Genomic DNA, 26334 nt, shown 5'->3' on the forward strand with positions numbered 1-26334 from the left:
ATCATCCCTTGACGGCCCCCATGGTTAGGCCGGCGACAAAGTGTTTTTGCATCATGAAGAACATCACGACCGGCGGCAGGGCGACGAAGATCGTGGCCGCCGAAACGATGTTCCAGGCCGATGTCCATTCGCCGCGCAGATTGTTCAGGCCCGCGGTGACCGGTTTGACCGCATCGCTCTGGGTAAGGACGATTGCCCAGAAATAGTCGTTCCAGACGAAGGTGAAGGTGAGGATGGCGAGTGCCGCCAGCGCCGGCCGCACGAGGGGAACCACCACGTGGCGCAACGTCTGGAACGGCGAGGCGCCTTCGGCGCGCGCGGCCTGGAAAAGTTCGCCCGGCAAGGCGGCGATGAAGTTGCGCATGAAAAGCGTGGCGAAACCGGTCTGGAACGCGATGTGGAAAATGATCAGGGCATAGACGGTGTCATAGAGGCCGAGCCTCACCATCAGGTCGCGGACCGGGATCATCATGATCTGCGCCGGCAGGAAATTGCCGCCGACGAAGAGCGCGAAGATCAGGTTGGAGCCGCGGAACGGGTAGCGCGACAGGACGAAGCCGGTAAGCGTCGACAGGATGAGGACACCGATGACGGAGGGTATGGTGATCAGCAGGCTGTTGAGGAAAAAGCGCAGCATGGCGGTCTGCTCGAAAACCGCCTTGTAGTTCTCGATCAGGCTGAATTTCTGCGGCCAGCCCCAGTAGTTGCCGGCCATCAGCTCCTCGTTGGAGCGGATCGAGGTCAGCATGACGGCAAGCAGCGGCAGCAGCCACAGGATAACGACCAGGGCAACGCCGCCCAGATAGAGGGCTCGCTGGACCCTGGCATCTTCGGGAATGGGGCGCGGATACATCAGACGTTGCTCCGCTCAGCCTTGATGAGGCCATTGAGATACCAGGCGATGAAGACGATCATGATCACGAACAGCACCGTGGCGATCGCGGCGCCGTAGCCGAAGCGATAGGAAAAGATCGATTCCTGGTACATCTGGTAGGCGAGCACGGTGGATGAGCCGTAGGGGCCGCCGCTGGTCATGACCGCGATCATGTCGAAGGAGCGCAGCGCGCCAATCACCGTCACCGCGATGGCGATGAAGCCGACCTGCGACAATTGCGGCAGGACGACATGGCGCAGCATGCGCCAGCCGCGCGCGCCGTCGACGCGCCCGGCGGCGATCAGATCGTCGTTGAGACTGTTCAGCCCCGCCAGGAACAGGATCATGCAGAAGGCGATCTGTGGCCACAGAGCGGCGGCGGCAACCGCGAAGGTGACGAAGGTCTCATCTGAAAGCAGCGCCGGGGCGGTCGCTCCAAAGGCGCTGAAAACAAGCTGCAGCAAGCCGAAGTTCGGATCGTAGACCCAGCCGAACACGACACCAACGGTAACGGTTGCCAGAACCAGCGGCACGAAGAACAGCGATTTGAGAAAACGCATGCCGCGGATCTGCTGGTTCACGATCAGGGCAAGCGCGAGGCCAATCGGCGGCGCCAGCATGAAGATCAGCAGCCAGATGACGTTGTTCTTGAGCGAGACGTAGAACTGCGGGTCGTCGACCAGCTCGACATAGTTAGCGAGCCCGACCCAGGCCTTGGCACCGATGCCATCCCAGTCATGCAGCGAAATCCAGACCGTCTCGATTGAGGCGGCAAGGATCACCGTCCCAAACAGGATGAGTCCCGGCAGCAGGAACAGGGCAGGGGTCACCCAATGACGATTTCTGCGCCATAGACGAGACATGGCAGTCTATCCCAAAGAGACTGGGTTATCCGAACGACTGATCACCCGGAAAAGAGGCGGGAGCCGCCGAAAGACGGCGCCCGCCAGCCAGGGAGGATCAGCCAAAGATTCTCTTGCGGGTTTTTTCGAGGCGCCCCAGGATCTGTTCGCGCCGCTCGGGCTTCACCATGAATTCCTGAAGCCCAGTCATGCCTTCCTGTGCCATATCCGGATCGGTGTCGCGGTCGTAATATTGCGACGTCGCGACCACCTTCTTAAGCTCCTCGACAGCCGTGTTGACCAGCGGGTCGTGACTTGGCGGGCAGTCATTGCGAGGCGGAATGGCGCCTTCGGCGGCAAGGAAGGCCCCGAGATTTTCCGGCTTGTAGAAATAAGCCAGGAAGTCGCGCGCGCCCTGCTTGTTCTTTGCATTCGCAGGTACATGGATGGAGTTGACCGAGAAATCCTCGTAGCGGGCGACGCCGGGCTCGATCTCGGGAAAAGGTGCATAGGCCAGTTGCGGCAAGTCCGCCTCCGGGAAGGCGGACCTGACGAAGCCGCCAAGGTCCATCATGGCCGCCTTCTTCTGTGCCAGGGCAGCACCGGCCTGTTCCCAGCCGAAGGAACTGTGGCTCGGCGAAAAGAAACCGGCCTTGAGCAGGTCGTTCCATTTGTCGAAGACGGGCGTCAGCATTGGATCGGTATACTGAACCTTGCCGTCCATCAGAGCGATGTGCTTGTCGAGGCCGTTGATGCGCAGATTCATATGGTCGAACCAGCCGCCTGCGGGCCACAGTTCCTTGGTGCCCATGCTGATCGGAACAAGGTTCGCGGACTTCGCCGCCTCGCCAAAGGCCAGGAACTCCTTCCAGTCCTTAGGGGGGGTCCAGTTGTGCTGCGCAAACACGTCCTTGCGGTAGAACAGACCCCAAAGGATGCCGCCCATCGGCAGGCCATATTGCTTGTCGCCAACCGTGACGGCACTCGTCGTCGCGCCGAGCACGCTCTTGTAGTTCTCCCGGGCGAACAGATCGGAGATGTCGTCGAAAAGACCCTTGGCGACAAATGCCTTCATGCGGTTGCCGGAGAACCAGAAGCAGATGTCAGGGGCGCCGACGACAAGATAGGAGCGGATGGCCGTCTTGTGAGCCTCGTGGTCCATGTTGTTTATGACGATCTTGCCGCCGGACTTCGCCTCGAATTCGGTCGCCAGCCGCTGAAGGATCTGACGCTGCTCGACATTGCTGAGATTGGAGATAATCGTGATGTCCTGCGGCTGCGCCAAAGCAGGCAGGCAAAGCCCTCCAGTGGCGGACGCGACAAGCGCCGCGCCGGTGCCTTTCAGGAAACGGCGCCTTGTCGTCGACAACGCGGCGAGCTTGGTTGTCATGGCTTTTATCTCCTCCCTGAGAATAGCCGGATTCCAATTGAACCGAGGCAATGCGTATCGTATGTAGGCAGGATCGGTCAATAGTTAATTTACAAAATTAATAAATGGGGCAGATATGAGGCTCAAGGGCGACCAGCAGACGTCACGCGCCATAAACCGGCGGCTGATCCTCAACCTGCTGCGCCGGGAGGGGGCGATCAGCCGCGCCGAGATCGCAGCAATCACTGGGCTCAGCCCGGCGGCTGTGACGTTCGTTGTCACCGAGCTGCTGAAGGAGAAAATCCTGGTCGAGGGAGAGGCGAGCCCCGGGGCGCCGGGGCGCCGGCCCATCCCGATCGACATAAATTATGCCGGTCGGCTGGTTGTCGGATTGCAATTGAAGGTCGGCGCGATCGATTGCGTGCTGACCGATCTCGCCACCACCCCGCTTGTAACAAAGCAGGTAACCGTTCCCGATCGGTTACCGCAAAGCGCGGTGGAAGCCTGTGCCAAGGCGGTCAAAGAGCTGATCTCCGATCGCGGAGCCCCGACGACTGCGCAACTCAGCGGCATCGGCATCGCGATACCCGGCGTCATCGAGAACGGCGTCTGTCGCCTGAGCCACCGGTTCAACTGGGCCGACGTGCCGTTCGCCGCGATGCTTGCCGAACTCGTGCATGTTCCCGTTTGGGCGGACGACGACACCAATGCTTTTGCGCTTGCACAGCAACTGTTCGGCCTTGGGCGGCATCACCGCACCGTCGGCGCCCTGGCCATCGGCGCCGGGATCAGCTGCGCGGTCGTGATCGACGGCTCTGTCCATCACGGCGCGAATGGAGCCGCGGGCAAGATGGGTCACTCGATATACGATCACGATGGTCCGCTGTGCGAATGCGGCCGACGCGGCTGCCTGCAAACCTTTTTCTCGGAGCCGGCCTTGGTGCGGCGATGGAAAGAGGCCCGTCGCCTATCCGGGGAAGTCACACGCCACGACATGCTGAGCGCGGCTCAGGCCGGCGACAGCACAGCGATCGATCTGTTGCAGGAGGCGGGCCTGGGAATAGGAAGATTCCTTGGCGGCTTCTGCAACATCGTCGATCCGGAAGTGATTGTCGGCGGCGGCGAAGCCGTCACCTTTGGCGATTTTCTGTTCGAGCCGATGCGAGACGCACTGAAGCGTTATGCATTGTGGAGCCCGCCACCAATCACGCCAGACTGGGCAGACGATTCCTGGGCGCGTGGCGCGGCGGCGCTTGCGACCCAAAGGCTCTTCGACTTTGAAAGCAACCCAGGCGAGGTCGCAGGGGTGGGACTGCAGATATCAGGTGTCTAGGCTCGTTGATGAGCGAAGAGGGCGATGCGGTCACCTACTTTGTCCATTCACGAACACGGCACGCGACCTCAGCTGTCGATATCCCATAGCGATCGTGAAGCGTCGGCAGAGCCCCGGCATCGAGAAACTCGTCGGGGAGCGCGATCTGCCGGAAGACAGGGTTCACACCCTCGCGCATCAGCAGGGCGGCCACACCTTCGCCCAGCCCGCCGATCAAGGTGTGGTTTTCCGCAACCACCACCATTCGCCCGGTCCGGCGCGCCGCGGTAAGTATCGTTTCTGCGTCGAGCGGCTTAATTGTTGGAACGTGCAGCACAGCGCAGCCGATGCGGTCCGATTCAAGAGCTTTTGCGGCCTCCAGCACACGCATGGTCATCAGGCCGCTGGAGATGAACAGCACGTCGGCCCCTTCGCGCAGCAGCCGCGCCTTGCCGATCTCGAACCGGTAGTCGTACCCTTCGAGGACCACCGGCACCTTGCCGCGCAGGAGCCGCATATAGACCGGCCCTTTGTGGTCAGCGATTGCCTCGGTGGCCTGCTCGATATCGATCGCGTCGCATGGATCGATAATCGTCAGGTTAGGCATGCCGCGGAAGATGGCGATGTCTTCCGTCGCCTGATGGCTGGGGCCGTAACCGGTGGTCAGTCCCGGGAGGGCGCAGACAATCTTCACGTCGAGCTTTTCCTCCGCGATAGCCATGCAGATGAAGTCGTAGGCGCGACGTGAGGCAAAGACGGCGTAAGTCGTTGCAAATGGCGTAAACCCTTCCCGGGCCATCCCCGCAGCCGCGCTCATCAACACCTGCTCGGCCATGCCCATCTGGTAGAAGCGATCCGGATGTTCCTGGGCGAAGACATGAAGGTCGGTGTATTTGGCAAGATCGGCGGTGAGCCCGACGATCCCGTTCCGGTGATGTGCCAGCCTGGCGAGCGTGTGGCCGAAAGGGGCGCTGCGCGTCGGAATGCCGTCCGGGGCGATCGAGGCGATCATCGCCGAGGTGGTCTTGCGCTCTCCGGCAATGACAGCCTGACGTGGCTCGAATTTTGACAACCTCACTGCGGACGTCCCTTCTCCAGAGCCTCGAGCGCCAGCGTCCATTCATTCGGCTCGACACGGATGAAATGCGTGATTTCGCGGGCCTCCAGGAAAGGCACACCCTTTGCCATGCGCGTGTCGCAGACGATGATGCGTGGGCGCGGCTCCTTGAGGTCCCTGGCAATATCGAATGCCGCGCGGACCGCCTCGATGTCGTTGCCGTCGACACGCTGTGCGTGCCAGCCGAAGGCCTCAAACTTGCCGGTCACCGGCTCGGAAGACAGCGTCGCCGTCGATGGCCCGTCGGCCTGCTGGTTGTTGAAGTCGACGATGGCGATGAGATTGTCGAGCTTGTGGTGGGCGGCTGACATCGCCGCTTCCCAGGTCGAGCCCTCGCCGAGCTCGCCGTCCGACAAGAGATTGTATACGAAACTGTCGCTCCGCTTGCGCTTCAGCCCCAGGCACATGCCGACGGCGATGCCGAGCCCATGGCCGAGGGAGCCGCCGGTGATCTCCATTCCGGGCGTGTAGGCAGCCATGCCGGACATCGGCATGCGGCTGTCGTCAGTGCCATAGGTTTCGAGTTCTTCCTCCGGCAGCACGCCTGCTTCGATCAATGCCGCGTAGAGCGCGATCGCGTAATGTCCGATCGACAGAAGAAAGCGATCGCGCTTCTCCCATAGCGTCTCATCTGGCCGATAGCGAAGCGCATGGAAATAGGCGACCGCGAGCACGTCGGCGATGCCGAGCGCCTGGCCCACATAGCCCTGGCCCTGGACTTCGCCCATGCGCACGGCATGCCGCCGGATGCGATAGGCCCGTTCGGCTAGGCTGACATTGCTGCCCGAGCGCGGCATCTCGAATTCCGTCGTTCCGTCAGCCATGGATGAGCATCCCGCCATTGACGTCGATCACGGCGCCGGTGATGTAGCTGGCCAGATCCGACGCGAGAAACAGATAGGCGCCGGCCACGTCGCGCGCGTCGCCCAGCCGACTGAGCGGAATCCCCTTGATGATGTCGGCGCGCATGGCCTCGGTCAGCTTGCCGCCGGTGATGTCGGTCTGGATCAGGCCTGGCGTGACGCAGTTGACGCGGATGCGGTCAGGTCCGAATTCGCGCGCCATCGCCTTTGCCAAGCCGAGCACGCCCGCCTTGGCGGCGGAGTAATGCGGGCCGCCGAAGATGCCGCCGCCGCGTTGCGCGGAAACCGATGACATGCAGATGATCGAGCCGCCGCCATTTTCGCGCATGTGTGGAATGAAGGCCTGGCTGAGATAGAGCACGCCGCGCAGATTGACGTCGAGGATGCGATCCCAGTCGGCCGGGCTGATCTCCAGTGTCTTGACCGGCTGGGTGATGCCCGCATTGTTGCAAAGCACATCGATCTTGCCCAAGGCTTCGGTGACTTTCACAGCCGCCCTCTTGCAAGCGTCGCGGTCGGCGACATTGCATGCAAGGCCGATATGGTCGCCTCCGAGCGAAGCGGCGGCGTCACGCGCTTGCCCCTCATCGAGGTCAAGAATCGCGACGCGCGCCCCATGCTCGGCCATCAGCGTTGCCGTGGAGCGGCCGATCCCGCGTGGGCTCGCGGCGCCTGAAATGACCACAGCCTTGCCCTTCAGCAACATGTCGAACTCTCCTGCTATTTCCAATCTCTTTGGCGGATGATCTAGAGCCGGTAGAACCGGGCGGCGTTGTCGTGGAACAGCGCGAGCCGCTCTTCACGCGGATAATGTCGCGTGATCTCCTTGAAGGCGTTCACGATGGCATCGAAGCTCGAGAACAGCTTGTCGACCGGGAAGTTCGTCGCAAACATCGATCGGTGGATGCCGAAGGCGGCGATCGCCTCCTCGACGTAGGGACGGATCGACGCCGTCGTCCATGTCCAGTCACCCATGCCGAGACCCGAGATCTTGCAGGCGACGTTCGGCGCCTGCGCCAGCTGGCGCATGCCCTTCTTCCAGGCGTCGAAATGCTCGGGTCCGTCGACCTGCATGCCGGTATGGTTGAGAATGATCTGCACGTCGGGAAAGGCGCGCGCCAATTCAAGAAATTCGCCCATCTGCGGATAATAGAGCTGCAGGTCAAAACTCAGCCCGCGCTTCGCCAGCTCTCGGAAGCCACGCCGCCATTCGGCTGTCCGGCTGACCTCCGGCCGCGCCAGATAGGTCTTTGCGGGATCGGCATGATAATTCATCGACTGCCGGATGCCGCGGAAGTTCCGATATTCCATGTGCCGGTCGAGAAGGTCGCCGACATCGGGTTTGGACAGGTCGGCGTAGCCGACGATGCCATGAGGAAAGCCCCGCTGGTCGGCGATGCCTTGCAGCCAGCGCGTCTCCCCGACCGGATCGGCCGGATTGAACCCGACGTCCAGGTGCACCGATTTCACCAGGTTCTGGTTCCTGGCGTCTTCCAGATAATCGTCGATCAGATAGCTCTTGCGAATCGCCTCATAGTTGCCGAAGGCGGCCGGCTTAACGCCATCGGTCAGCCATGGATAATAGTGGGTCTCCAGATCCCAAAGGTGATGATGCGGATCGATGAAAGGGAGTTCGGCCACGGTCGGGGTCCCTCGCTTGCTGCTGGACCCGCCGGCCTCGCCGGCGGGTCCGTTCGAAGGCGGTCAGTTGCTCGGGGGGAAAACGCGGGCGATAACCTTCTTCGCCTCGGGACTGTCGACCTTGTCGGCGGTGACCAATGGCATCACCAGAGCCAGATCCTGGGTCACCTTGCCTCCCGTCAGGGCGTTGTAGACTTGCTGGGTGCCGTCGATTCCTTGGCCGACCGCTTCCTGGAAGAAGATGCCCTGGATCGCCCCCTTCTTCAGCAGCGCAATGGTGGTGGGCGAGCCATCGGCGACGGTGATGCCAACTTTGCCGGTGAGGCCTCGGGTCTCGACCACCTTTGCGGCACCGCTCCCGGCCTCATCATACATGCCGTAGATTGCCTTGACGTCGGGATGTGCAGTCAGCAGGTCGTTTGCCTGAGTGACAGCCTCATTGATGGTGAGGCCCCGGGTTTCAAGCATCTGGACCAAGTCGCAGCCGTCCGCCGCGAACGCCTCCTTGGCGCCCTTGAGATACTTCTGCGCATTCTCCCGGTCCTGCGGCAGCGACAGCATGCCTACCTTGTTGCCGCCGCGCTCCTTGGCGAGATCGCAGGTGAATTTCCCTTGCGCCTTGCCGGTCTCATAATTGTTTGCGGTGACAGAAGATGTGTAGTTGGTTAGTCCCGGCTGCGGACCGATGCCGGCGAAGGCGATCGGCACCTTCTGCTTTTCCAGATAATCGAGCAGCGGCGGCGTCGATGTCGAACTGACCGGACCGATCACGATTGCCGCGACCCCCTTTGTCACGGCCGTCCGCGCATTGTCCATCTGCTTGGCGGGTGAGTTCTCAGAGGTGTACTCGACATAGTCCATGCCGAGCTCCTTGGCCTTCTCCTTTACGCCGTAGCCGACCCATTGCCAGTAGGAGATGTCCAGCGAGGGCGCGATATAGGCGACGGTCTTCTTGTCCTCGGCATATGATGCGCTGGACAAGGCGGACGCCGCCAGTGCTGCAATTAGGATGCTCTTCAACTTCATCTTGGTTCCTCCCATTGATGATCTAGAGTCGGTTCTTGTTGCTGAAGCGGTCGATCAGGACCGCAAGCAGGATCGCGGCGCCGGTGACGGAGCCTTGCCAGAAGCTGTTGACGCCGATGAGGTTCACGCCGTTCTGGATGCAGGTGATCATCAGCGCGCCGAGCACCGCGCCGATCGCGCTGCCGGTTCCGCCAAAGAGGCTGGCACCGCCGATGACGACCGCGGCAATCGCCTGCAGCATCAGGCTGGCGCCGGCCGTTGCCTCGGCATTGAGGATGTAGCTCGCCGTCAGCAGCCCGGCGAACGAGGCGAGCAGGCCGGAAATGACATAGGCGGCGAATTTGATGCGAAGCACGGGAATGCCGAGCAGCCGGGCTGCGGTCGCCGACGACCCGACGGCATAGAACCAGCGACCCAGCACGACCTTGCGCAGCACATATTCCAGCAAGACCATCAGGACGATGCAGAACAGAAGATGATTGGGAATGCCGGGGACGATCTCGCCGGAATTCAGCAGCCAGAAATCCGGCGCGCTGATCGGCATCGAGCGACCGTTGGTGACGATGAAGGCCAGGCTCCCCGCCACCGCATAAGTGATGAGGGTGACAACGAAAGGAGCGAGCCTGACGACAGTGACGAGAAACCCATTGATTGCTCCGAATACCAGCCCCACGGCCAAGCCTGCCAGGCTGGCGGTAAGATCGTCCGCTCCATTGGCCATTGCCAACGCCGTGACCATTCCAGTCAGCGAGAACACCGAGCCGACCGAAAGATCGATGCCGCCGGTGACCACGACCAAGAAGACGCCGAGCGACATGATGATGAGCGGCGCAGCGGCCTGGATGATGTTTTGGACGTTGCCCGTGCTGAGCGCCGCGGGGACGAATATGCCCACCGCCAGCAACAGGACGACAATCGCGCCGGCGATTGCTGCCTCGGTGCGGTAGGACAGAAGAATCCCGGGAGCGCGGGTCCTGGCGGCCCGAGCCTTCTTGGCCGTCGCGGCGCCGTTGGTTGCGTCGGTCATGCTGCCATCCCCGTCAGCTCGGCGAGTCCGTCTTCGGTGAAGCGCTCGTCCGGCAGAAACCCCTTCGGGCGCCCCTCGGTGTCGAAGGCCAAGATCACATCGCACAGCTCGAGCAGCTCGACGTTCTCGGTCGACCACCAGACAATGATTGCTCCCGTATCCGCCATCTCGCGGATCAGCGCGTAGATATCGTGCTTGGTGCCAATGTCGACGCCGCGCGTCGGCTCTTCCAGCACCACCATGCGCAGCGGCAATCCGAGCCAGCGCGCAACGATCAGCTTCTGCTGGTTGCCGCCGGACAGCGACGCCGGAAGGTCCCAGATCGAGCCCGCCTTCAACTTGAGCGCCGAAACCAGACCGGAACATTCCTGCCGTTCGGCGGCGCCGACGATCCGCCGGTTGTCGCGAACCCTGCGTGCGGCAAGCACGTTGTCGACGATCGGAAGCTGCGAAAGGATGCCCTTCGCTGCCCGGTCACCCGAGACGAAGCCGATGCCCGCGCGCGCTGCCGCGGCCGGGGAGGGGAAGCCATCTGCGAGACCCTCGCCGGAGAGGCGCCAGCCGGCGCCCTTTCCCGCGCCGACGAGGGGATCGATCAGTCCTGTCGGACCCGCCGGTGCGCCGGCCAGCCCCAAGATGGTGCCGGGCCAGATTTCCAAAATGGCGCCGTCGGGCCCCAGCAACTCCACCGGCGTACCCTCTCGGCTGCGCTCCCGCCGCTTGAGCTGCGCGCCGGAACGGTGGGTCGATTGCCCCATCTGCTGGATGATCTCGGCGTCGCTCAGCGAGGCAAGCGGCGTCCCATTCGCCACAGTGATGCCGTCCCGCAGGATGGTGCAAACATCGCAGAGCTCGCGGATTTCCCGCATCCTGTGCGAGACAAATACGATTCCGATACCCTCGTCGCGCGCCAAACGCTTCAGCACGGAGAAAAGCTTGGCCGTCTCGCCTGCGGTCAGGTTGGCGGTGGGCTCGTCGAGAAGCAGCACTTCGGCGCCCGTTGAAAGCGCGCGAGCGATCTCCACGATTTGCCCTTCATGCAGGGACAATTTGGCCGCCGGGAGGTCCACGATCTCCTCGCCGATCGCCGCATCGATCAGGCGCAGCGCATTGAGCGCGATGTCGCGCATGCGGCGGCGGCTGCTCTGCGCCAGGCCGGACTTCGCATGCACGATACCGATGTTTTCTGCGACCGACAGTTCGGGCAGCAGCGCCAGCTCCTGATGCACCACCGCTATGATCGGGCCGCCCCGGCCGAGCTTCGCCGACGTGAAGGCGACCTCGCCGGCATCGCGGGAGGTAAGGCCTGTGATGATGCGGATGAGGGTACTCTTGCCGGCGCCGTTGCCGCCCAGCAGCGCATGTATTTCACCTGCCCGGACCTGAAATCTCACGCCGCGCAGCACGCGGGTTGCGCCGTAGCTCTTCTCGACATTGGCAGCGTCGATCAGAGGCGTCCTGGTCGATGCCTGTGCGGCCGCGCTCACATTGCCGGCGACGCCCAGCCCCTGGGCCGTTTCCATCCTGCATCTCCTCCCGAGATCGCAGGGATGATGCGATCGATTGACATTCGGCTCAATTCTCGTTTCTTAACATTCTGTGTAGCTGAACTTAACTGACGATCACGATATGTCGGACATCAAGTTCAAGTCGATGGCGCATTTCGAAGCCGTTGCGCGCCTCGGCGGCGTGGCGAAAGCGGCGCAGGAATTGCAGGTGACGCCTTCGGCCGTCAGCCAGCAACTGCGCTTGCTCGAGCACCAGTTGGGCGTGCGGCTGTTCCAGCGCGAAAAGCGCCACCTTTCCCTGACGATCGACGGGGAACGGCTCTACCAGACCACCACGCAAGCCTTCGAGTCCATCCGCGAGGTTCGAAACGCTATCGTTCGGCAACGCGAGAGCTTTCAGCTCAGCCTCCGCGTCAGTCCCTCCTTTGGCGAGAAATGGCTGGCGCCACGTTTAGCTGAATTCAGCAAGGACTACCCGACCTGGAATTTGCGCGTCGACGCGACACCCAATTTCTCGGATTTCGAAACCGAGGTCATCGATCTCGATCTTCGCTACGGCGACGGGGGCTGGGCCGGCCTCTATTCGGACTGCGTGGTCAACGACCTGATCCTGCCCATGTGCTCGGCTTCGTATCTCACAGAACTGCAGAGGCTTTCATCCGATCCGCGCGAGCAGTTGCGCCAGGCAAGACTGATCGACAGCGTCAAGGCCTATTTCCGCTGGGATTACTGGCTGCCGCGTAACGGTGTCCAGGGCGCGCGCATGACCTATCCCTATCGTTTCGACCGCTCCTCGATGTCGGTTCAGCTGGCGAAGGATGGAGCGGGCGTGGTTCTGGAAAGCACGTCAATTGCGTTCGAGGACCTTGTTTCGGGCGCTTTGGTGCCCGTCTCGACCCAGTTCGACGTGATAGAGTTCCCCGCATACTGGCTTGTCTGTCCTTCGCGGCATATGAACCGGCGCGCGGTGCGCCTGTTTTCGGAATGGGTGTCGCGGGTCGGCAGGCGCGACACAGACCGCGCTCGGGATTTTATGTCCGAGTTAGGGCTGCGCATATCGTTTGAACGACGGCCTCATTTCGGATTGCGGGACGACAAGCCCGCCGCTATGGCTTGAACAAGAATATCTGGCGCACTTGCTGGATTCCACGCTCAAAACAAGCCGGTTCGCGACATAGATAGAATAAAGTACCTAAGGATTGGAAGCGCCGATCTCGCTTGTTTTGTTTTCGACCAGACTATGTGGGCGATCCATTTCTTCCAATGTCGTGAGCTGCTCGGCTCAGTGCAACCGTACCTTTGCAAGCTGTGGCCTTGAGACCCTCCTGGCTGCTCAGGGCCTAACGCTGAACACCTCCGACCACACCTACAGGTTCTCGTTGCGCACTGCGGAGTTCCTCGACAACGCAAACAGTCCTCCCAAGTCCCTGCGAGGTTGATTTGGCTAGCGACCTGGCTTGCAAATCACATTCATGCGCGATAGTGTATGCAGAATTCAGTACGCAATCGAAGGCTGGCACACGGGCATGACATCTCAGACGGTCGCCTCAACTTCGAAAGATGAGCAAAAGCCAGGAGACTGGGCAGGTGTGGACGCCGACACCTTTCGTGGCATATTCGGGGGGTTTCCCAGTGGCGTAACCATCGTGTCGGCAACCGACTCCGGTGGAGCACCGGTCGGGTTGACCGTCAGTGCAGTGATGTCCCTGTCGCTGAGCCCCCCGCAGTTGGTCATATGTCTGCAATCGTCAAAATACACGCTTCAGGTCATCCGGGCCCAGAAGCGTTTCGCGGTCAATTTTCTGGCCAGTGATCAATCGTGGATCTCAGATCAGTTCGCGTTCGGTCAAGGCGATAAGTTCGGCGGCATAGATTGGGCTTTTGGCGAAACCACGGGTGCTCCCGTGATCAAGGACGTGCGTGCATATGCGGAATGTCAGGTGGATTCCCTGATTGAATCTGGCGACCATACGATTGTCGTTGGACGCCTGGTCGCCGGCGGCACAGCCGATGCTTCTCCTTTGGTTTATCACGCTCGCAACTACGCTTTGCTTTCGGCCCATCCTGGAAGCTCTCGCAGGGCACCTCCGGACCGGCCAAACAACAAGTAGGCGCACAATCGCCGCATTGCATCGAAGCTGAGGCACAGGTTTTGCCAAACCACGGATTTGAACGACCGTCGGCTTTCATGACGAGCATGGCGCCGCCGTCGTTTAGGTAGGGAGCACTGATTACCGTGCAGGAATTTGAAAAGAGTGCAGCGGTTGGCGTGCCGGCTTACGCGATGGTCAAGAAGCTGATCGTTGACAGCAATTTGCGACCGGGTGAATTGATCTCCGAAAGCGACCTTGCAGAGCGTCTAGACATCGGCGAACCGCTGATCAGGGCGGCGGTGGAGCGATTGGTAGAAGATGGTTTGGTCAATCATGTAGACGCGAAGTTCCTGCAGGTGGCTGCGCTCGATAGAAAATACATCGACGATGTCTACCAGGTTAGCAAGGCCCTCGAGATTCAAGTCGCGGTACAGTCGATAGACCACATACCGGCAGACGCGGTCGAGGAGTTCGCGATGGTGCTCGAAAACATCCGACCGAACGTGGAAGCGGGCAATCCATACCCGGTTCGCGAGGCCTATGATCATCTGCAGCGCATGTTCCTGACATACTGCGAGAACGATCTTATCTGCTTGATACTTGGACGGCTGCAGGATCATCTGACCCGCGTCAGGCTGGCCAGTCGCGCTACCGATGACCGCCAATGGCTGCACATAGAATATTGGGTCATGAAGGACGAACTCGATGCGCTTCGTGCGCGCGACGTCAACAGGCTGACCACAACGCTTTCCGCGCACATGGACATGTTCCGGCGCTGGATACTCCAAAGCTGGATCTCACCCGATCAAGCCGAGAAAGGCTGACGGTTTCTTCGCAGGGCAAAACCGCCGTCAACCCAAAGGTCCGGCCAGTCATGAATCCTGCCTCATCGCTTGAGATATCCTCGGCGTCGTTTCCTTCCTGGTTCACATGGTCGAGCTCTAAGGGATCTTCATCGAAGCGCCTCGGAGCGAAGTCTCGACGCCATCCTGTCCACAGGCGGCTCTTGGGGAACCGCTCATAACTCGAATGGAACGAACACGCTTCCGGCCCCGGCCGACCGCAGCGCAGTGAACATGAAGCCAACGCCCCTTGCCCCGTCGTGAACGGTGGGGAAGTCTCCATTGTCGGGCGTGGTTCGACCTTCCGAAATTGCCCGCGCCACTGCTGAATAAATGTTGGCGAACGCCTCGAGATAACCTTCGGGATGGCCGGCAGGAATTCTGGAGGCTGCTTTCGCTCCGGCGCTGACGCCCGCGCCGCCTCGGGCAAAGACAACCGGCTGCTGCCCGGATGCCGTAAAGGTGAGTTGTTCGGGATGCTCTTGGTGCCAGGTGATCGCGGCATCGGATCCGAACACACGCAGTGCAAGGCCATTTGGACAGCCGTGAGCTATCGAGGTGGTCCAAAGGGCTCCACGGGCTCCACCTTCGAAGCGCAGCAACATGTTGACATGGTCGTCGAGCGGATTGCGCAAGCTGGCCAAATCCGCAGCCAGCGCTTCTACACGTAGCCCGCTGACATATTCGGCCAGATGGAATGCATGCGTCCCAAGCGACGCCACGACACCGAGCGCTCCTGCCTTGGTCTGGTCGTGCTGCCATTCCTTCTTGCCGAAGGCCTGCGTCTGGTACTGATGCGCATATTCCACCTGGACGGATAGGATCTGGCCCAGTCTGCCCTCGGCAATCATGTCCCTTGCCATTCGCACCATGGGATAGCCCGAATAGGTGTATGTTACTGCAAGCAATCGACCAGTCTCGGCCACCCTTGCGCTCAGGGCGCGGGCATGCTCGCGGTTCACTACTAGCGGCTTGTCGCAGATTACGTGTATGCCCTTGGCAAGAAACGCATCGGCGATTTCATAGTGGGTTTCGTTGAACGTACAGATCGTGACGGCGTCGATGCCGTCCGGGCGCTCAGCCTCGCGCGCAGCCATTTCAGTGTGGTCTGCATAGGCTCTTTGCGGGTCGATGAAGAGGTCTCGCGCGACCTGTCTGGTCCGTTCCGGGTTGCGGGAGAAGACGCCCGCAACCAGCTCCCAACGACCGTCCAGGCGCGCTGCCGAGGCGTGGCTGGGCCCGATCGAACTGCTGCCGCCTCCACCCACCATGCCCAGCCGCAGCCTTCGGCCGAATGCATCTGTCTCCGTCATCGGAGCCTCTCCAGTTGAATTTGCAATCGCGATCGATCGAGAAACAGGCCCCGTTACGTGCGCAGATCCCCGAGCGCTTTAACAACTTGGAAACAGGGGCCTCAGCATCTATCAAGTCTGATTTCTGAGGTCTGCCCAGAAGCTTTTGGAATGCTGGCGAAATGCGCGGCCAAGGCGATGTTCCGACAGCCCAAGCCCATGTCGAAAGGCCCTGTCGGAGAGCCGGATTTCAGCTCCCAGGCCGCATCGGTGGCCGGGGACGCGCCGGCTTCCGAGCCGAGCTCTCTCAACTGGCCTGCGCCATAGCCTGAAGGTCGGTGTGAACATCGATTATTTCCAACCCTGCCGCGGGCGATTCTGTATCCAGCATTCAATCTGAAGTGAGCGTCCTGTCAAGAGAAAACATTCGTGACCTCGGCGCCTCCGGGAGCGGTTTTTAAAGGCATTTTCCTCCACTTGATGATCGGGGAGACGAACGTTGACAGCCTGAATCGCAAATTGCATACTGAATGCGATTGGTTCACGGATCCTTCGAGTTGCGAGGTCGTAAGGGCTGGCTTGGCGGTTCCTTGAGTTGATGGACGCGAAATGACGGAAAAGAAGAACAGGCTGATCCTGCATTCGTCAGTGGCTTGGCACGTGCCCCTGATCATGGACATCGATGTGGCGCGAGCGGTCGGTTTCGACGGCATAGATCCATCAACCAGAAAACTGCGGGGCTTCCTCGATGCAGGGTTCACCGAACAGGAACTGCTCGCCAGGCTCGAAGGCATCGACATACCGGGTTTCGGCGCCGTCTTCGATATTGAGAGGGGAGGCGCGTCAGAAGCCGATTTGATGATGGAGGCGGAGTCTACCTTCAGACTGGCACACCTCGTCGGGGCAAAGGGCATACAGGTGATGACGGGCCCGGTGGATGTCCGGGCAGTTGTTGCGCATGCCAAGGGTGAGCACACTGATCTCTACAAAGGGATGCTCGGCTTTCCTCGCCAGGAGCAGATCGCGGCCACCGTCAAGAACCTCTCTCGCATCGCTGACCTTGCCGCGCAGTTCGATCTGCTTCTCTATCTTGAGCCGATGTCGTGGACGCCGCTGAACAAGATTGCCGATAATGTGGAGATCATCGAGCGATCCGGCCGCGACAATATCCGATTGATTGTCGACTATTGGCATTGTTTCACAGCCGGTGACACCCCTGATGTGGTCGCCCGTCTGAGCAAGGATTTGCTCTACGGCGTTCACATAAGCGACTCGCGTCCTTTTGCCGCCGGCATCCCGATCGAGGATGATTTGCGCGACATCGAAATGGGATCTGGTGTCATCGATCTGAAATTGTGGACGGACGCTGTCAAGGCCACCGGATATGACGACTGGTGGGGTTGCGAGTCCTTCAGTCGGAAATGGCATCAGGAAAATGCCTACGAGATCGGACGAGAAGTGCACAGGCAGATGAAGCAACTGGTGCAGGGCTAACGCTGTAGCAGATCTCGGCGCCGGTGGCTCTAGCCCGCCTGGGCTCAAGAAGACGCATCGGCTCGCGACCAGGCACGTTGTTGCCTAGCTTAGTTTGGCATCGCGATTCCTCACCCGTAGGGTGGCGCGTGGAAGCCAAATTCTGTATCCTGTCGGCTGGATGCAATCTGATCTCGGTGCTAATATGAACTCGATTTAGCGTTGGAGGTCGGGAAAATGTCGAGGCTTATGGTGGCAATGACCTTCGTCCCAAGCTCATGCGATTTTGGGACTTACGGTCACGAGCGGCTGTGGGATGAAGTTCCTGAGCGATGGAAGGCGACCTTAGCAGCGTTTTTCGTGTTGTTCCGACATTTCCGTGGACGACCCAAAGCGACATCCAAGCCGACTTGATGAACGGCCACTTCTGAACTGCTCGCGGATCGCACCTGCCAAGCCACCGGTCAACAAGTGCATCCACTATCACCCTTGCCAGTATTCAGCAGCCTCTCCATTATTCTTCAAGCGATTCGAGGCTCCGATCGAAAAGGAAAATTATGCAGGAGGTTGAGCGCAACATACCCTTGGGCGAGCGGGTCTATGACATCATCAAGAAGATGATCACCGATGGCGAACTACCCCCCAACCAGGTGGTGCCTGAGAGTGTTTTGGCCAAGCAACTCGGAGTGAGTCGCTCCCCCGTCAAGGCAGCACTTACCCGCCTGCAGGAAGACGGGCTGGTTGTAGGAGAAGCGTGGAAGGTACCCTACGTCGCTCCGCTTGACGCGAAATATGTCAGCAACGCGTATCAGGTCCGTAAGGCTTTGGATTCGCAGTGCGCGATTCAGGCTATTGGAAACATTCCGGCCGCACGGATCGAAGAATTCGGAGTTTTGCTCGACAAGGCGCAGCAATCATTGGATACCGACGATCCTTCGCCAGTGAGGAACGCGTTTTTCTTTCTTCAAAGTATGTTGCGTGAATACTGCGACAACGATTTACTCCGAAGCATGCAGGGCAAGTTGAATGATCATCTGACTCGTATCCGGACCATTATCCATTCCACGAATGACGGCGAATGGCTGAAGATTGAGTACTGGATGCTGAAGGATCAACTCGAGGCATTGAGATCTCGAGATTCCGCTCGTCTCGTAGCAGCCTTGAACAATCAGCACGATCAATTCGTACGGTGGCTTTTTAAAAATTGGAGCCTCTAGAAGAGGTCTCTGGCGTGGCAATATCGTCCGACATCTCTGTGGCGGCTGCGCCGCCCCTGATTGGCCCTTCACTGCGTCGAATTCGCCGTTAAAGACAGGGCACCGGGCCTTGAGCGCGGTCAGAAACGGCTCTGGCTTGCGAGCTCACGCGGCAGCACAGCCCGACAGAATGAGCCGGCGTGCCGTGCGCTGGCCGCCAGGGCTAGGCTCGCTTCCGCCGATCCCGCCACGGCTTGGCAACGGCCCGGTTGTTCGGGGCGCGCTATCAGTACGTGAGTTCAGCTCTACTCACCGTGCCCAATATCGTGATAACTCGAAGCATACGAGAATATTGCAGGCAAGCCTCCCGTGTGCAGGAAAACCGCCCGGTCAGATTTGTTGAGCCGCCCGCTTTGAATATCACCTACCAAACCAGAAAAGCCTTTTCCCGAATAGACCGGATCAACAAGAATACCTTCGGTTCGGGCGAGCAGCGCGGCGGTCTCTTGCGCGGCTGCCGCGGGTTTGCCGTAGTCGTCTCCGACGAATTCTGTAGAGTTGTTGATGCGCTCGGGACCGAGGTCCAGCCTAAAGCCGAGCAGTTCGGCAGCCGCGCAGCATCGGCTGGCGATTTCGTCAGGGGACTCATAGGCCTCATTACGTGCATCCATCGGATTGATGCCGCAGATTTTTACGCCATGACCCAGCAATTCGGCAGCGGCCTGAAGGCCAGCCTGTGTACTGACTTGTGAAGTGACGTATATGTGGGATGGCAAAGGTTCGCCCAGAGTTTCGAACTGCTCCACGAGTTCAAGATAGGCTCCAATATATGCGACCGCCGCAAGGGTCAGTGCGCGCTCGGCACCCATGCCGAGTATCATCGGCCTGCGGCCGCTGGCCTCAAGCCGTGCGGCCATATCCTGCTTAGCCTGCTTTGTCGAAGCACTGGCTTCGATCGGGACGATCGTTGCTCCGAACCGACGCGCGATCAACTGATTGCCCTGCACGTGCTCGAATTGGGCGTCTTTGCGCGGCATTAAGATGCACTCAATTCCAAGTCGGGCCGCCGCGGCAGCCAGTTGGCGCGACTGGTTCGATTGTGAGGCAGCCCCTTGGATCACCACGTCCACGCCGCGGCTCAGCGCATCGCCCAGAATGTATTCGTGCTGCCGGACCTTGTTGCCGCCAAAGGCCAAGCCTGTGCAGTCGTCGCGCTTGAACCAGATCTTTGGGCCGCCCAGTTCGGCCGCCAGTCTGGGGCAGGGATCAAGCGGTGTCGGGAGATGTGCTAGGCTGGCACGTGGCAGTTGCGCCAGCGCTCCGGCAATATCGGCCCTTGAAACAGGTGGCACGGGATGCGACATCGGTTATCCCAATCGAGAAAGAGAGATCAGCTGAATTTCAGCTCGTTATGAAAGCCGAACGCCGGTCGAGCGGTCAAAAAGGCTGAAGCGCGATGCATCTCTGTGAAGGCGTGCCTGCTCGGGCGGGCGCCATTTCCCCTTCAAGCTGCAATACGTCGACACTCGTAGAGACAGCACCGGCGGCGGATCGTTTTTTGTCCTTTCCGGTTTCGTTACTGCAGGGTCTGTCTGGCAATGAGCATTGCCAGCAGGTCTTGTTCTTCGGCGGACAAATCCGTCAGCGGCGCGCGAACCGCCCCTGCATCAAAACCTTTCAACCGGACTCCGGCCTTGATCGCCGCCACCGCGTAGCCCTTGGCGCGATTGCGGATTGCCATGAACGGATAGAAGAATTCGTTGAGCAGGGCTTCGCAGCGGGCACGTTCGCCGGCTCGAAGGGCGCGGTAGAACTCCTGCGCCAGGGCCGGAACGAAATTGAACACCGCGGACGAGTATGTCGTGAAGCCCGCGCCAAGATAGGCTTCCGCAAAGAGCTCTGCCGTGGGCATCCCACCAAGGTAAGTGAGCCTGTCACCCAGCTTTGCGGTAATTTGCCGGATTGCTCCGATATCACCGGTGCCATCCTTGAAGCCGATCAGGTTGGGACAGGCATCGCAAAGGCGTGCCAGCGTATCAGCCTGGATGACGCAGTTGTCACGGTTATAGACCATGACGCCGATATCGATCGACTGACAGACCCTGCGAACGTGCTCGTACAGTCCTTGCTGCGGAGCATCGATCAGATAGTGCGGCAAAAGCAGGATGCCGTCGGCGCCCGCCTTCTGTGCGGCCTTGGCGATGGTGACAGCGATCTCCGTGCCATAGCCGCATCCCGAAACGATTGCGGTGTCGCCCGCCGCCTCCTTGGCTGCTCGGACGACTTGGGGGACTTCCTCAGGCGTCAACGAGAAGAACTCGCCGGTGCCGCCTGCTGCGAAGAGCACAGGCGCCTCGAAGCTCGAGAGCCAGGAAACATGCGATTTGTAGCTTTCGGGAGCGAAGCGGCCCTGAGCGTCGAAGTGGGTTACTGGAAAGGACAGCAAACCTGATCCCAGAGCGGCTTTTATATCGGTTGGCGTCATTGCATCCTCTTTTTTTGGCGGGCGTTCGAAGAAGGTGGTCAGGGGAGCGGCCATGGCGCTGCATGTGCGAATCCGGTCACATCGAGCACGGCCTTGCCGCGGAACCCGGACTGCAAAACGGCCGCGGCCGCAGCAGGCAAGGTCTCCCATGGTTGACGCATCTGGATGCAAGTCGTGAGCGCGCCGCGCTGCAGAAGCCCGAGCAATTGTGTGAGCAACGCCCCGACATGACGTTCGCCGATGGCGAAGCCCTGAATTGTGCCGCTGGTTTTCATCAGATGGTCGAAATTGGCGAAGACCGCGTCTTGCCCTGCGCTCCAGCCCAGGGACTGCAAACTGCCGCCAGCATTGAGCAGGCCTGCTGCCTGCACGAGGGACGGGCCGCCCAAGGTTTCGATGACGAGATCTGCGCCCTTGACGCTGCCAAGGTCGGTGAAAACATCATTGGCTCCCAGCGAGACAAGAAGCTCGCGATCGCCTTCAGCGCGCGTAACGGCGCTGACCCTGGCGCCTCCCAGACGCGCCAGTTGAATCGCAAACTGTCCAACGCTGCCCGATGCACCGGTGATGACTACCGATCGCCCCAAGATGGGACCCCCGCGCTTGAGAACGGCCAGAGCGGTCGTGGCGGCGGTGGCCAGCGTTGCGGCACGGCCGAGATCGACATCCGCGGGAATGACGGCGACATCCCTGCAATCGGCAATGCGACATTGCGCCCAGCCGCCGGCGAGAGCACGTGCAACCACTCGCGTTCCTAGCGGCAGCCCCCGTGCCCCGGCTCCAACCTGGCTGATCACACCTGCCGTATCCCAGCCGGGGACAATGCCTTCGGCAAATCCCCCATGAATCGCGCGCCGCGATTCGCCGCGATTGAGCGCGATTGCGCCAACATCGATGGCGACCTCGCCCGGACCCGGGCTAGGACGGGTTCGCTCCGACAATCTCAACCCAGTTGGGGTCGCTTCATAAGCAAGCATGGGCGCATCACTCCGACAGGATGGCCCGGGGTAGCCGGGAGAGACGCTCGGGGCCGGTTTCGGTCACAACGACTGTCTCGCTGAAGGCCAACTGCGGCGTATGCAGGACGACATGGAAGACCATGTTGGGCGCGAACGACCAGGTTTGGCCCGGCGCCATGATCCGGGTGTGGTCGCTGACACGGGGCACAGCCTGATAGCCGAGCGTGTAGCCGGTGATCTGGGTAAAGACTGTCTTCAGCCCTTGGCGCAGCACCTCGCCGCGGCAAATGGCGTCGACGTCGCCCCCATTGGCGCCTGGAAGCATCGCGGCAATCTGGCGGTCCTGGATCGCGATCATTTGCCGGGCGAGGTCCACGGCCGCGGCGGCTGTCTTGCCAACGACTACTGGCCGAACAAGGCGTGCGCTATAGCCACGATATTGCGGCGTGGCCTCTACAAACACCCGCTCGCCCTGCGCCCACGGCGCTCCTGTAACCCCGCCTATCAAGGCGTCCATGCCGGTCATCCGCCCCAGGATGGCGGCCCGGGTGTTGTCCGCGCCGTGACGGATGGAAACCTCGTACATTGCGGCAAGACTGTCGCGGTCGCTCACTCCGGCTTTGATCGAGCCGGCGCCGATGGTCACGATGTGGTCGGCGATGTCTGCCGCACGGCGGATATATGCCAACTCAGCGGGCGACTTGATCAGTCGGTGTTGCCAGATCACGCCTGAGAAGTCGACTATCTCCATGCCCGGATTGCCGGCACGGATCTGGTTCAGCCGCGCGATCGTCAGGATGTTGCTGTCTTTCTCTATCGCAAGGCTTTTCGGGGCCAGTCGCGCAATGGCGCTGGTCACCCGAGCGTGCGAATCCTCGTCGTCGGCAAATGTTTCAAAAGACCTCGACCAGGACTGATCGAGGAAGGTGCCAAGATCGAGTTCGCGAACGATCAGCCAGGGTTCCCCCTCCACGGGGATCAGGGCAGCCTGGTAGCGGGCCGCGGTCGCGAGATAGCCGAAAAGGTAGGCCAGATGATCTATCTGGTCGACAAGGAGCATCTCTGCCCCGCGCACCTCCATCTCGGACCGGATCGCGCGAAGGCGGGCCTGGTACTCGGCACGCTCAAAATCCAGGGGGCCGCTCGTCGAGTAGCCAGCCCCGGGGGCCTGGTTTTTCATGCGGGCTCCTGTCCAGCTTGATGCTCAGCTCGATAGTTCACGTCCGTGCTTATGGGCCACATCGACCGTTGCAAACGACGGCGAGGCAACTTGCTTACGTCGACAGGCGAGAGCCCCGGCGGGTCTGTGGTGACGATGCGGGCGCAGCGCGGCTCGAACCAGGCCTTGAAATGCTGGCTCGATTTCAGGGCCACGATCGGAAATTGGGTGATATCGATTCCAGCCTTGATGAAGGGGCCATCATCAAGTGTCTGTCGGCGCCCACTGGACACGACCACGTCGACGCCGCCGATGCGCAATGTCGCCAGAAGACCCAAGTCGATCGTCTCGCCGGTTCCCATAGGGCTCTTGACCCGGAAGAGTCCGTGGTTGAGGCCAAGAACCTCTGCGTCGGCTTTGATGGGAGGGCCGAGAAGGGCATCGCTGTGCCCACCTAGGTGGACCTTGATGCGCGCGCCGACCCCGGCCGCGGCCGCCTGCGCTACTGTCACGGGGTCGAAGATGTGTGAAAAGCAGGACCGTGCGCCCGCCGCGATGAGAGCCGACAAGAGATGGGTCCCATCCCCGGGGCTGCCGGCGCCGGTGTTGTCGGAAAACTCATTGATGACGATGGTGCGTCCATCTTGCATTGCCTCTTGGATCGCACCTTCAGGCGGTAGGCTCTGCACCTTGATCTGGTCCCGTCGCTCCCAAAGGGCGGCGGCGATACGCCGCGCCAGTCGCCGGGCATCATCGGTTCCATTGCGGCGGGCCACGACGACCACCGATGCACCAATGCAAGGCACGTCTACATACGGAAAGCCGTGCATGACACGCGCGCACGCGACGTCTTCCTGCTTTTCGATCTCGGTGCAGAGGCCGTCGAGCTCGACAAATGCCGGCAAGCTGGTCGGAACGGGTGGGAACAGCATCGGGACCTGTTCGATCGCCGTTTCGAAGTCGGTTCTCGAGAACACGATTTCGCAAAGACATCGGGCCGCTTCCACCCCGCGCTCGTACTGGTCGATGTGGGGATTAAGCCGCACCGGGAACAGCGCCGAGCAAAGATCACCCAGGCGCTGACGGATGTTGCCGTGAAGGTCCAGGGTAGCCACGATCGGGATTTTATCGCCGAGACGTTGACGCAGCGCGGCACACAAATCCTCCTCAAGGCTGTCAATGTCCTCCACGACGCCCGCGCCGTGAATTGACAAAAGAAGCGCATCCAGATCCGAAGCCGCGGCCTGCCCGACTAATTCCTCACGCAGCGCGACATAAGCCTCGCGCCGGATCGTGCCGGATGGTGTGGCTTCAGCGTAGAGCAACGGGACGGCATCGAAGCCGAGCGCGCCGGTCTCCTCGATTAGACCACCAAGATAGGTGCGCGCACCGTGGCTGGACGAAGAGATCTCAACGCCGCGCAGGATCTGAAAATCAGCCAGCCCTGTCGGGGCAGCAAATGTATTGGTTTCGTGGAAAATCCCGCCGATGCCGACCCGAGCCATGCTGGCCAAACCCTCGTTGCGACCTATCACTGGCGATAAACGAGGTTGATGTACCTCCGGCTGCTGTAGATCAGCGGACGATGCTCGGTTACCGCGCCCGCCAAGGGCCATAGTGCATACTGCATCCAATAAATCAAAATAGTCCGTTTGCCAACAGCCTTTCCGCGGGAGCACTAAAATCACGCCAATGCTTGGAAGAGCCTCCGATTTTGCCGGCACAAGCCGTCTTTTTTGGAGGAAATCGGGCATAGCTTCCCGGAAAATGGGCAAGAAAGGCCCTTGACAACGTCCAGGCCAGCTCCACAAAGTGTCGCCTGAACGCTGTCGCCACTTTGAGTGGGCCAGCGCGCAGATTCACTCGAAGCAAAAGCAAAAAGGGGAATGCAATGACCAAAAACTGGCAGGGTTACATGGTGCGTGCGCTTCTGGCCGCAACGGTGTTGTGCACCGCGGCCACAGCAAGCGTCGCGGACGACAAGAAGCTGGAGGTGCTGCATTTCTTCACGGCAGGCTCAGAGGCCGCGGCCATCGGCGTCATCAAGGATGCCTTCACTGCCAAGGGTTATGGCTGGGTCGACCTGCCCGCGACGGGAACCGACACCCTCAACCAGGTACTGCGCTCTCGCGTTACGGCCGGCTCGCCGCCTAACGCAGTGCTGATGCACTCAAACGAGGTCAAGCAATGGGTGGACCAAGGCGCCCTCGTCGATCTGTCGCCAATCGCTACCAAGGGCAACTGGGATGAGGTGATGTCAAAGGGCCTCATTCCCCATCTGAAGCTCAACGGCGCATACTATGGCGTGCCGACCACCGTGGAGCGCACAAACTGGCTTTGGTACAACAAGAAGGTGTTCGACAAGCTCGGTCTCCAGCCGCCGACCACACTCGATGAGTTCCACGCAGTGGCCGACAAGCTCACGGCTGCCGGCGTGATCCCGTTGGCGATCGGCGGCGTCAACTGGCAGGAGGCAACTCTCTTCGAAACGGTGCTGGTGGCTGTCGGTGGCCCCGACTTCTACCGCAAGGCGATCGTGGAGCAGAACGAAGAAGCGCTCAAAAGCGACACCATGATCAAGGTCTTCGATGAATTCCGCAATATGAACAAGTATGTCGACCCGAACTATCCGGGCCGCGACTGGAACATCGCTGCCAAGATGGTCATGACTGGCGAGGCCGGCATGCAGGTCCTTGGCGACTACGTCAAAGGCGAGATGGTGCTGGCAAATCTAAAGCCGAACGTCGACTATGGCTGCGCGCCGCCTCCCGGCAACGCCCAGACCTATCTCAGCGTCTCCACCGCGTTCGTCTTCTTCAAAAGCAAGGACGCCTCCGTCGAGGCCGCGCAGGATGCGTTGGCCGAGACCACGTTCGATCCTACGGTCCAATTGGGGTTCAATCTGAAGAAGGGAGCCACGCCGGCACGCACCGACGTCGACTCCGCCGCGCTCGATTTTTGCGCGCAGGCCTCTTACAAGGCCCAGGTGGATGCAGCCTCTCACGGCCAGGCATTCCCGGCCATCTCGCATTTCGAGGCGTGGAGCCCGGCCAAGAGCGGCATCTTCATGGACGTGGTATCGACCTTCTTCGAGCAGCCTTCGATGACCTCGAAGGCTGCAGTTGATCAGCTCGTGACCGGACTGAAGACGATCTCTGAATAATCGACACGCTCCCAAGCGGTCGTGCCGCGGGTGGTCGCCTCACGGGGCCAGCCGCGGCATGGCCGTCGACCAGGGACAAAACTTCCTCATCGG

At 60.7% G+C, this 26334-nt stretch carries 23 protein-coding genes; 7 read left to right on the forward strand and 16 right to left on the reverse strand.

Annotation, left to right across the window (positions count from 1 at the left end; translation table 11 throughout):
- Nucleotide 1: 1 nt before the first annotated feature.
- The 3 genes from EN852_RS14085 to EN852_RS14095 all read right to left on the reverse strand — a co-directional run bounded on the left by EN852_RS14085 (nucleotide 2) and on the right by EN852_RS14095 (nucleotide 3106).
- On the reverse strand, nucleotides 2-853 hold the full coding sequence (locus tag EN852_RS14085) for a carbohydrate ABC transporter permease (RefSeq protein WP_127875750.1): 852 nt from the start codon (nucleotides 851-853) through the stop codon (nucleotides 2-4).
- Entirely contained in the window at nucleotides 853-1737 is an 885-nt protein-coding gene (locus EN852_RS14090) for a sugar ABC transporter permease (protein WP_127875749.1), read from the reverse strand. The genes EN852_RS14085 and EN852_RS14090 overlap by 1 nt, the downstream gene beginning before the upstream one ends.
- Before the next feature lie 97 nt (nucleotides 1738-1834).
- A complete protein-coding gene (locus EN852_RS14095; RefSeq protein ID WP_127868147.1) occupies nucleotides 1835-3106 on the reverse strand; it encodes an ABC transporter substrate-binding protein in 1272 nt (423 codons plus the stop codon).
- Nucleotides 3107-3221: 115 nt separating this feature from the next.
- On the opposite strand from EN852_RS14095, the gene EN852_RS14100 reads away from it, so the two are divergent.
- Complete coding sequence (locus EN852_RS14100) at nucleotides 3222-4418, forward strand: ROK family protein (RefSeq protein ID WP_127875748.1); 1197 nt, start codon at nucleotides 3222-3224, stop codon at nucleotides 4416-4418.
- Nucleotides 4419-4452: 34 nt separating this feature from the next.
- Here EN852_RS14100 and EN852_RS14105 read toward each other — a convergent pair whose 3' ends face one another.
- From EN852_RS14105 to EN852_RS14135, 7 genes are all read right to left on the reverse strand, one after another.
- Complete coding sequence (locus EN852_RS14105; RefSeq protein WP_189545922.1) at nucleotides 4453-5475, reverse strand: transketolase family protein; 1023 nt, start codon at nucleotides 5473-5475, stop codon at nucleotides 4453-4455.
- Complete coding sequence (locus EN852_RS14110; RefSeq protein WP_127875859.1) at nucleotides 5472-6311, reverse strand: transketolase; 840 nt, start codon at nucleotides 6309-6311, stop codon at nucleotides 5472-5474. Before EN852_RS14110 ends, EN852_RS14105 begins: the two co-directional genes overlap by 4 nt.
- A gap of 19 nt (nucleotides 6312-6330) precedes the next feature.
- Nucleotides 6331-7083 (reverse strand): SDR family NAD(P)-dependent oxidoreductase, encoded by a 753-nt coding sequence (locus tag EN852_RS14115; protein WP_127868149.1) that lies wholly within the window; start codon nucleotides 7081-7083, stop codon nucleotides 6331-6333.
- A 41-nt stretch (nucleotides 7084-7124) separates the two neighbouring features.
- Complete coding sequence (locus tag EN852_RS14120; protein ID WP_127875747.1) at nucleotides 7125-8018, reverse strand: amidohydrolase; 894 nt, start codon at nucleotides 8016-8018, stop codon at nucleotides 7125-7127.
- A 63-nt stretch (nucleotides 8019-8081) separates the two neighbouring features.
- Nucleotides 8082-9044 (reverse strand): substrate-binding domain-containing protein, encoded by a 963-nt coding sequence (locus tag EN852_RS14125; RefSeq protein WP_127875746.1) that lies wholly within the window; start codon nucleotides 9042-9044, stop codon nucleotides 8082-8084.
- A gap of 22 nt (nucleotides 9045-9066) precedes the next feature.
- Nucleotides 9067-10071 carry an ABC transporter permease gene (locus tag EN852_RS14130; RefSeq protein ID WP_127875745.1) on the reverse strand — a complete coding sequence of 335 codons (1005 nt, stop codon included), beginning with the start codon at nucleotides 10069-10071 and terminating at the stop codon, nucleotides 9067-9069.
- Nucleotides 10068-11594, reverse strand: coding sequence for a sugar ABC transporter ATP-binding protein (locus EN852_RS14135; RefSeq protein WP_127875744.1), 1527 nt, complete (start codon nucleotides 11592-11594; stop codon nucleotides 10068-10070). Before EN852_RS14135 ends, EN852_RS14130 begins: the two co-directional genes overlap by 4 nt.
- 106 nt (nucleotides 11595-11700) lie before the next feature.
- Between EN852_RS14135 and EN852_RS14140 the strand changes: the two genes are divergently transcribed.
- The 3 genes from EN852_RS14140 to EN852_RS14150 all read left to right on the forward strand — a co-directional run bounded on the left by EN852_RS14140 (nucleotide 11701) and on the right by EN852_RS14150 (nucleotide 14496).
- Complete coding sequence (locus tag EN852_RS14140) at nucleotides 11701-12696, forward strand: LysR substrate-binding domain-containing protein (RefSeq protein ID WP_127875743.1); 996 nt, start codon at nucleotides 11701-11703, stop codon at nucleotides 12694-12696.
- 472 nt (nucleotides 12697-13168) lie between these two features.
- The gene (locus EN852_RS14145; protein WP_189545924.1) at nucleotides 13169-13690 is read left to right on the forward strand and encodes a flavin reductase family protein; all 522 of its coding nucleotides are present in this window, start codon (nucleotides 13169-13171) and stop codon (nucleotides 13688-13690) included.
- 125 nt (nucleotides 13691-13815) lie between these two features.
- Nucleotides 13816-14496 (forward strand): GntR family transcriptional regulator, encoded by a 681-nt coding sequence (locus EN852_RS14150; RefSeq protein WP_127875741.1) that lies wholly within the window; start codon nucleotides 13816-13818, stop codon nucleotides 14494-14496.
- 194 nt (nucleotides 14497-14690) lie between these two features.
- On the opposite strand, the gene EN852_RS14155 is transcribed toward EN852_RS14150, so the two are convergent.
- Nucleotides 14691-15827 carry a Gfo/Idh/MocA family oxidoreductase gene (locus EN852_RS14155; protein ID WP_127875740.1) on the reverse strand — a complete coding sequence of 379 codons (1137 nt, stop codon included), beginning with the start codon at nucleotides 15825-15827 and terminating at the stop codon, nucleotides 14691-14693.
- A gap of 588 nt (nucleotides 15828-16415) precedes the next feature.
- On the opposite strand from EN852_RS14155, the gene EN852_RS14160 reads away from it, so the two are divergent.
- Nucleotides 16416-17300, forward strand: coding sequence for a sugar phosphate isomerase/epimerase family protein (locus EN852_RS14160; protein ID WP_127875739.1), 885 nt, complete (start codon nucleotides 16416-16418; stop codon nucleotides 17298-17300).
- A gap of 536 nt (nucleotides 17301-17836) precedes the next feature.
- Nucleotides 17837-18496, forward strand: coding sequence for a GntR family transcriptional regulator (locus EN852_RS14165; protein ID WP_127875738.1), 660 nt, complete (start codon nucleotides 17837-17839; stop codon nucleotides 18494-18496).
- Nucleotides 18497-18780: 284 nt separating this feature from the next.
- Here the strand turns inward: EN852_RS14165 and EN852_RS14170 are convergent, their stop codons facing one another.
- From EN852_RS14170 to EN852_RS14190, 5 genes are all read right to left on the reverse strand, one after another.
- Nucleotides 18781-19839: a pyridoxal-phosphate dependent enzyme gene (locus tag EN852_RS14170; protein ID WP_127875737.1), complete on the reverse strand. Its 1059-nt coding sequence runs from the start codon at nucleotides 19837-19839 to the stop codon at nucleotides 18781-18783.
- 212 nt (nucleotides 19840-20051) lie between these two features.
- Nucleotides 20052-20960, reverse strand: coding sequence for a 5-dehydro-4-deoxyglucarate dehydratase (kdgD, locus tag EN852_RS14175; protein WP_127875858.1), 909 nt, complete (start codon nucleotides 20958-20960; stop codon nucleotides 20052-20054).
- Between the two features lie 38 nt (nucleotides 20961-20998).
- Nucleotides 20999-21937, reverse strand: coding sequence for a zinc-binding dehydrogenase (locus tag EN852_RS14180; protein ID WP_127875736.1), 939 nt, complete (start codon nucleotides 21935-21937; stop codon nucleotides 20999-21001).
- Between the two features lie 7 nt (nucleotides 21938-21944).
- Nucleotides 21945-23099, reverse strand: a complete 1155-nt coding sequence (locus EN852_RS14185; RefSeq protein ID WP_127875735.1) for a Xaa-Pro peptidase family protein — start codon at nucleotides 23097-23099, stop codon at nucleotides 21945-21947.
- Nucleotides 23096-24583, reverse strand: a complete 1488-nt coding sequence (locus EN852_RS14190; RefSeq protein WP_189545926.1) for a M81 family metallopeptidase — start codon at nucleotides 24581-24583, stop codon at nucleotides 23096-23098. The genes EN852_RS14185 and EN852_RS14190 overlap by 4 nt, the downstream gene beginning before the upstream one ends.
- A gap of 386 nt (nucleotides 24584-24969) precedes the next feature.
- Between EN852_RS14190 and EN852_RS14195 the strand changes: the two genes are divergently transcribed.
- Complete coding sequence (locus tag EN852_RS14195) at nucleotides 24970-26241, forward strand: ABC transporter substrate-binding protein (RefSeq protein WP_127875733.1); 1272 nt, start codon at nucleotides 24970-24972, stop codon at nucleotides 26239-26241.
- Nucleotides 26242-26334: the final 93 nt, after the last annotated feature.

Source organism: Mesorhizobium sp. M2E.F.Ca.ET.209.01.1.1, assembly GCF_004010375.2.
Lineage (GTDB): Bacteria > Pseudomonadota > Alphaproteobacteria > Rhizobiales > Rhizobiaceae > Mesorhizobium.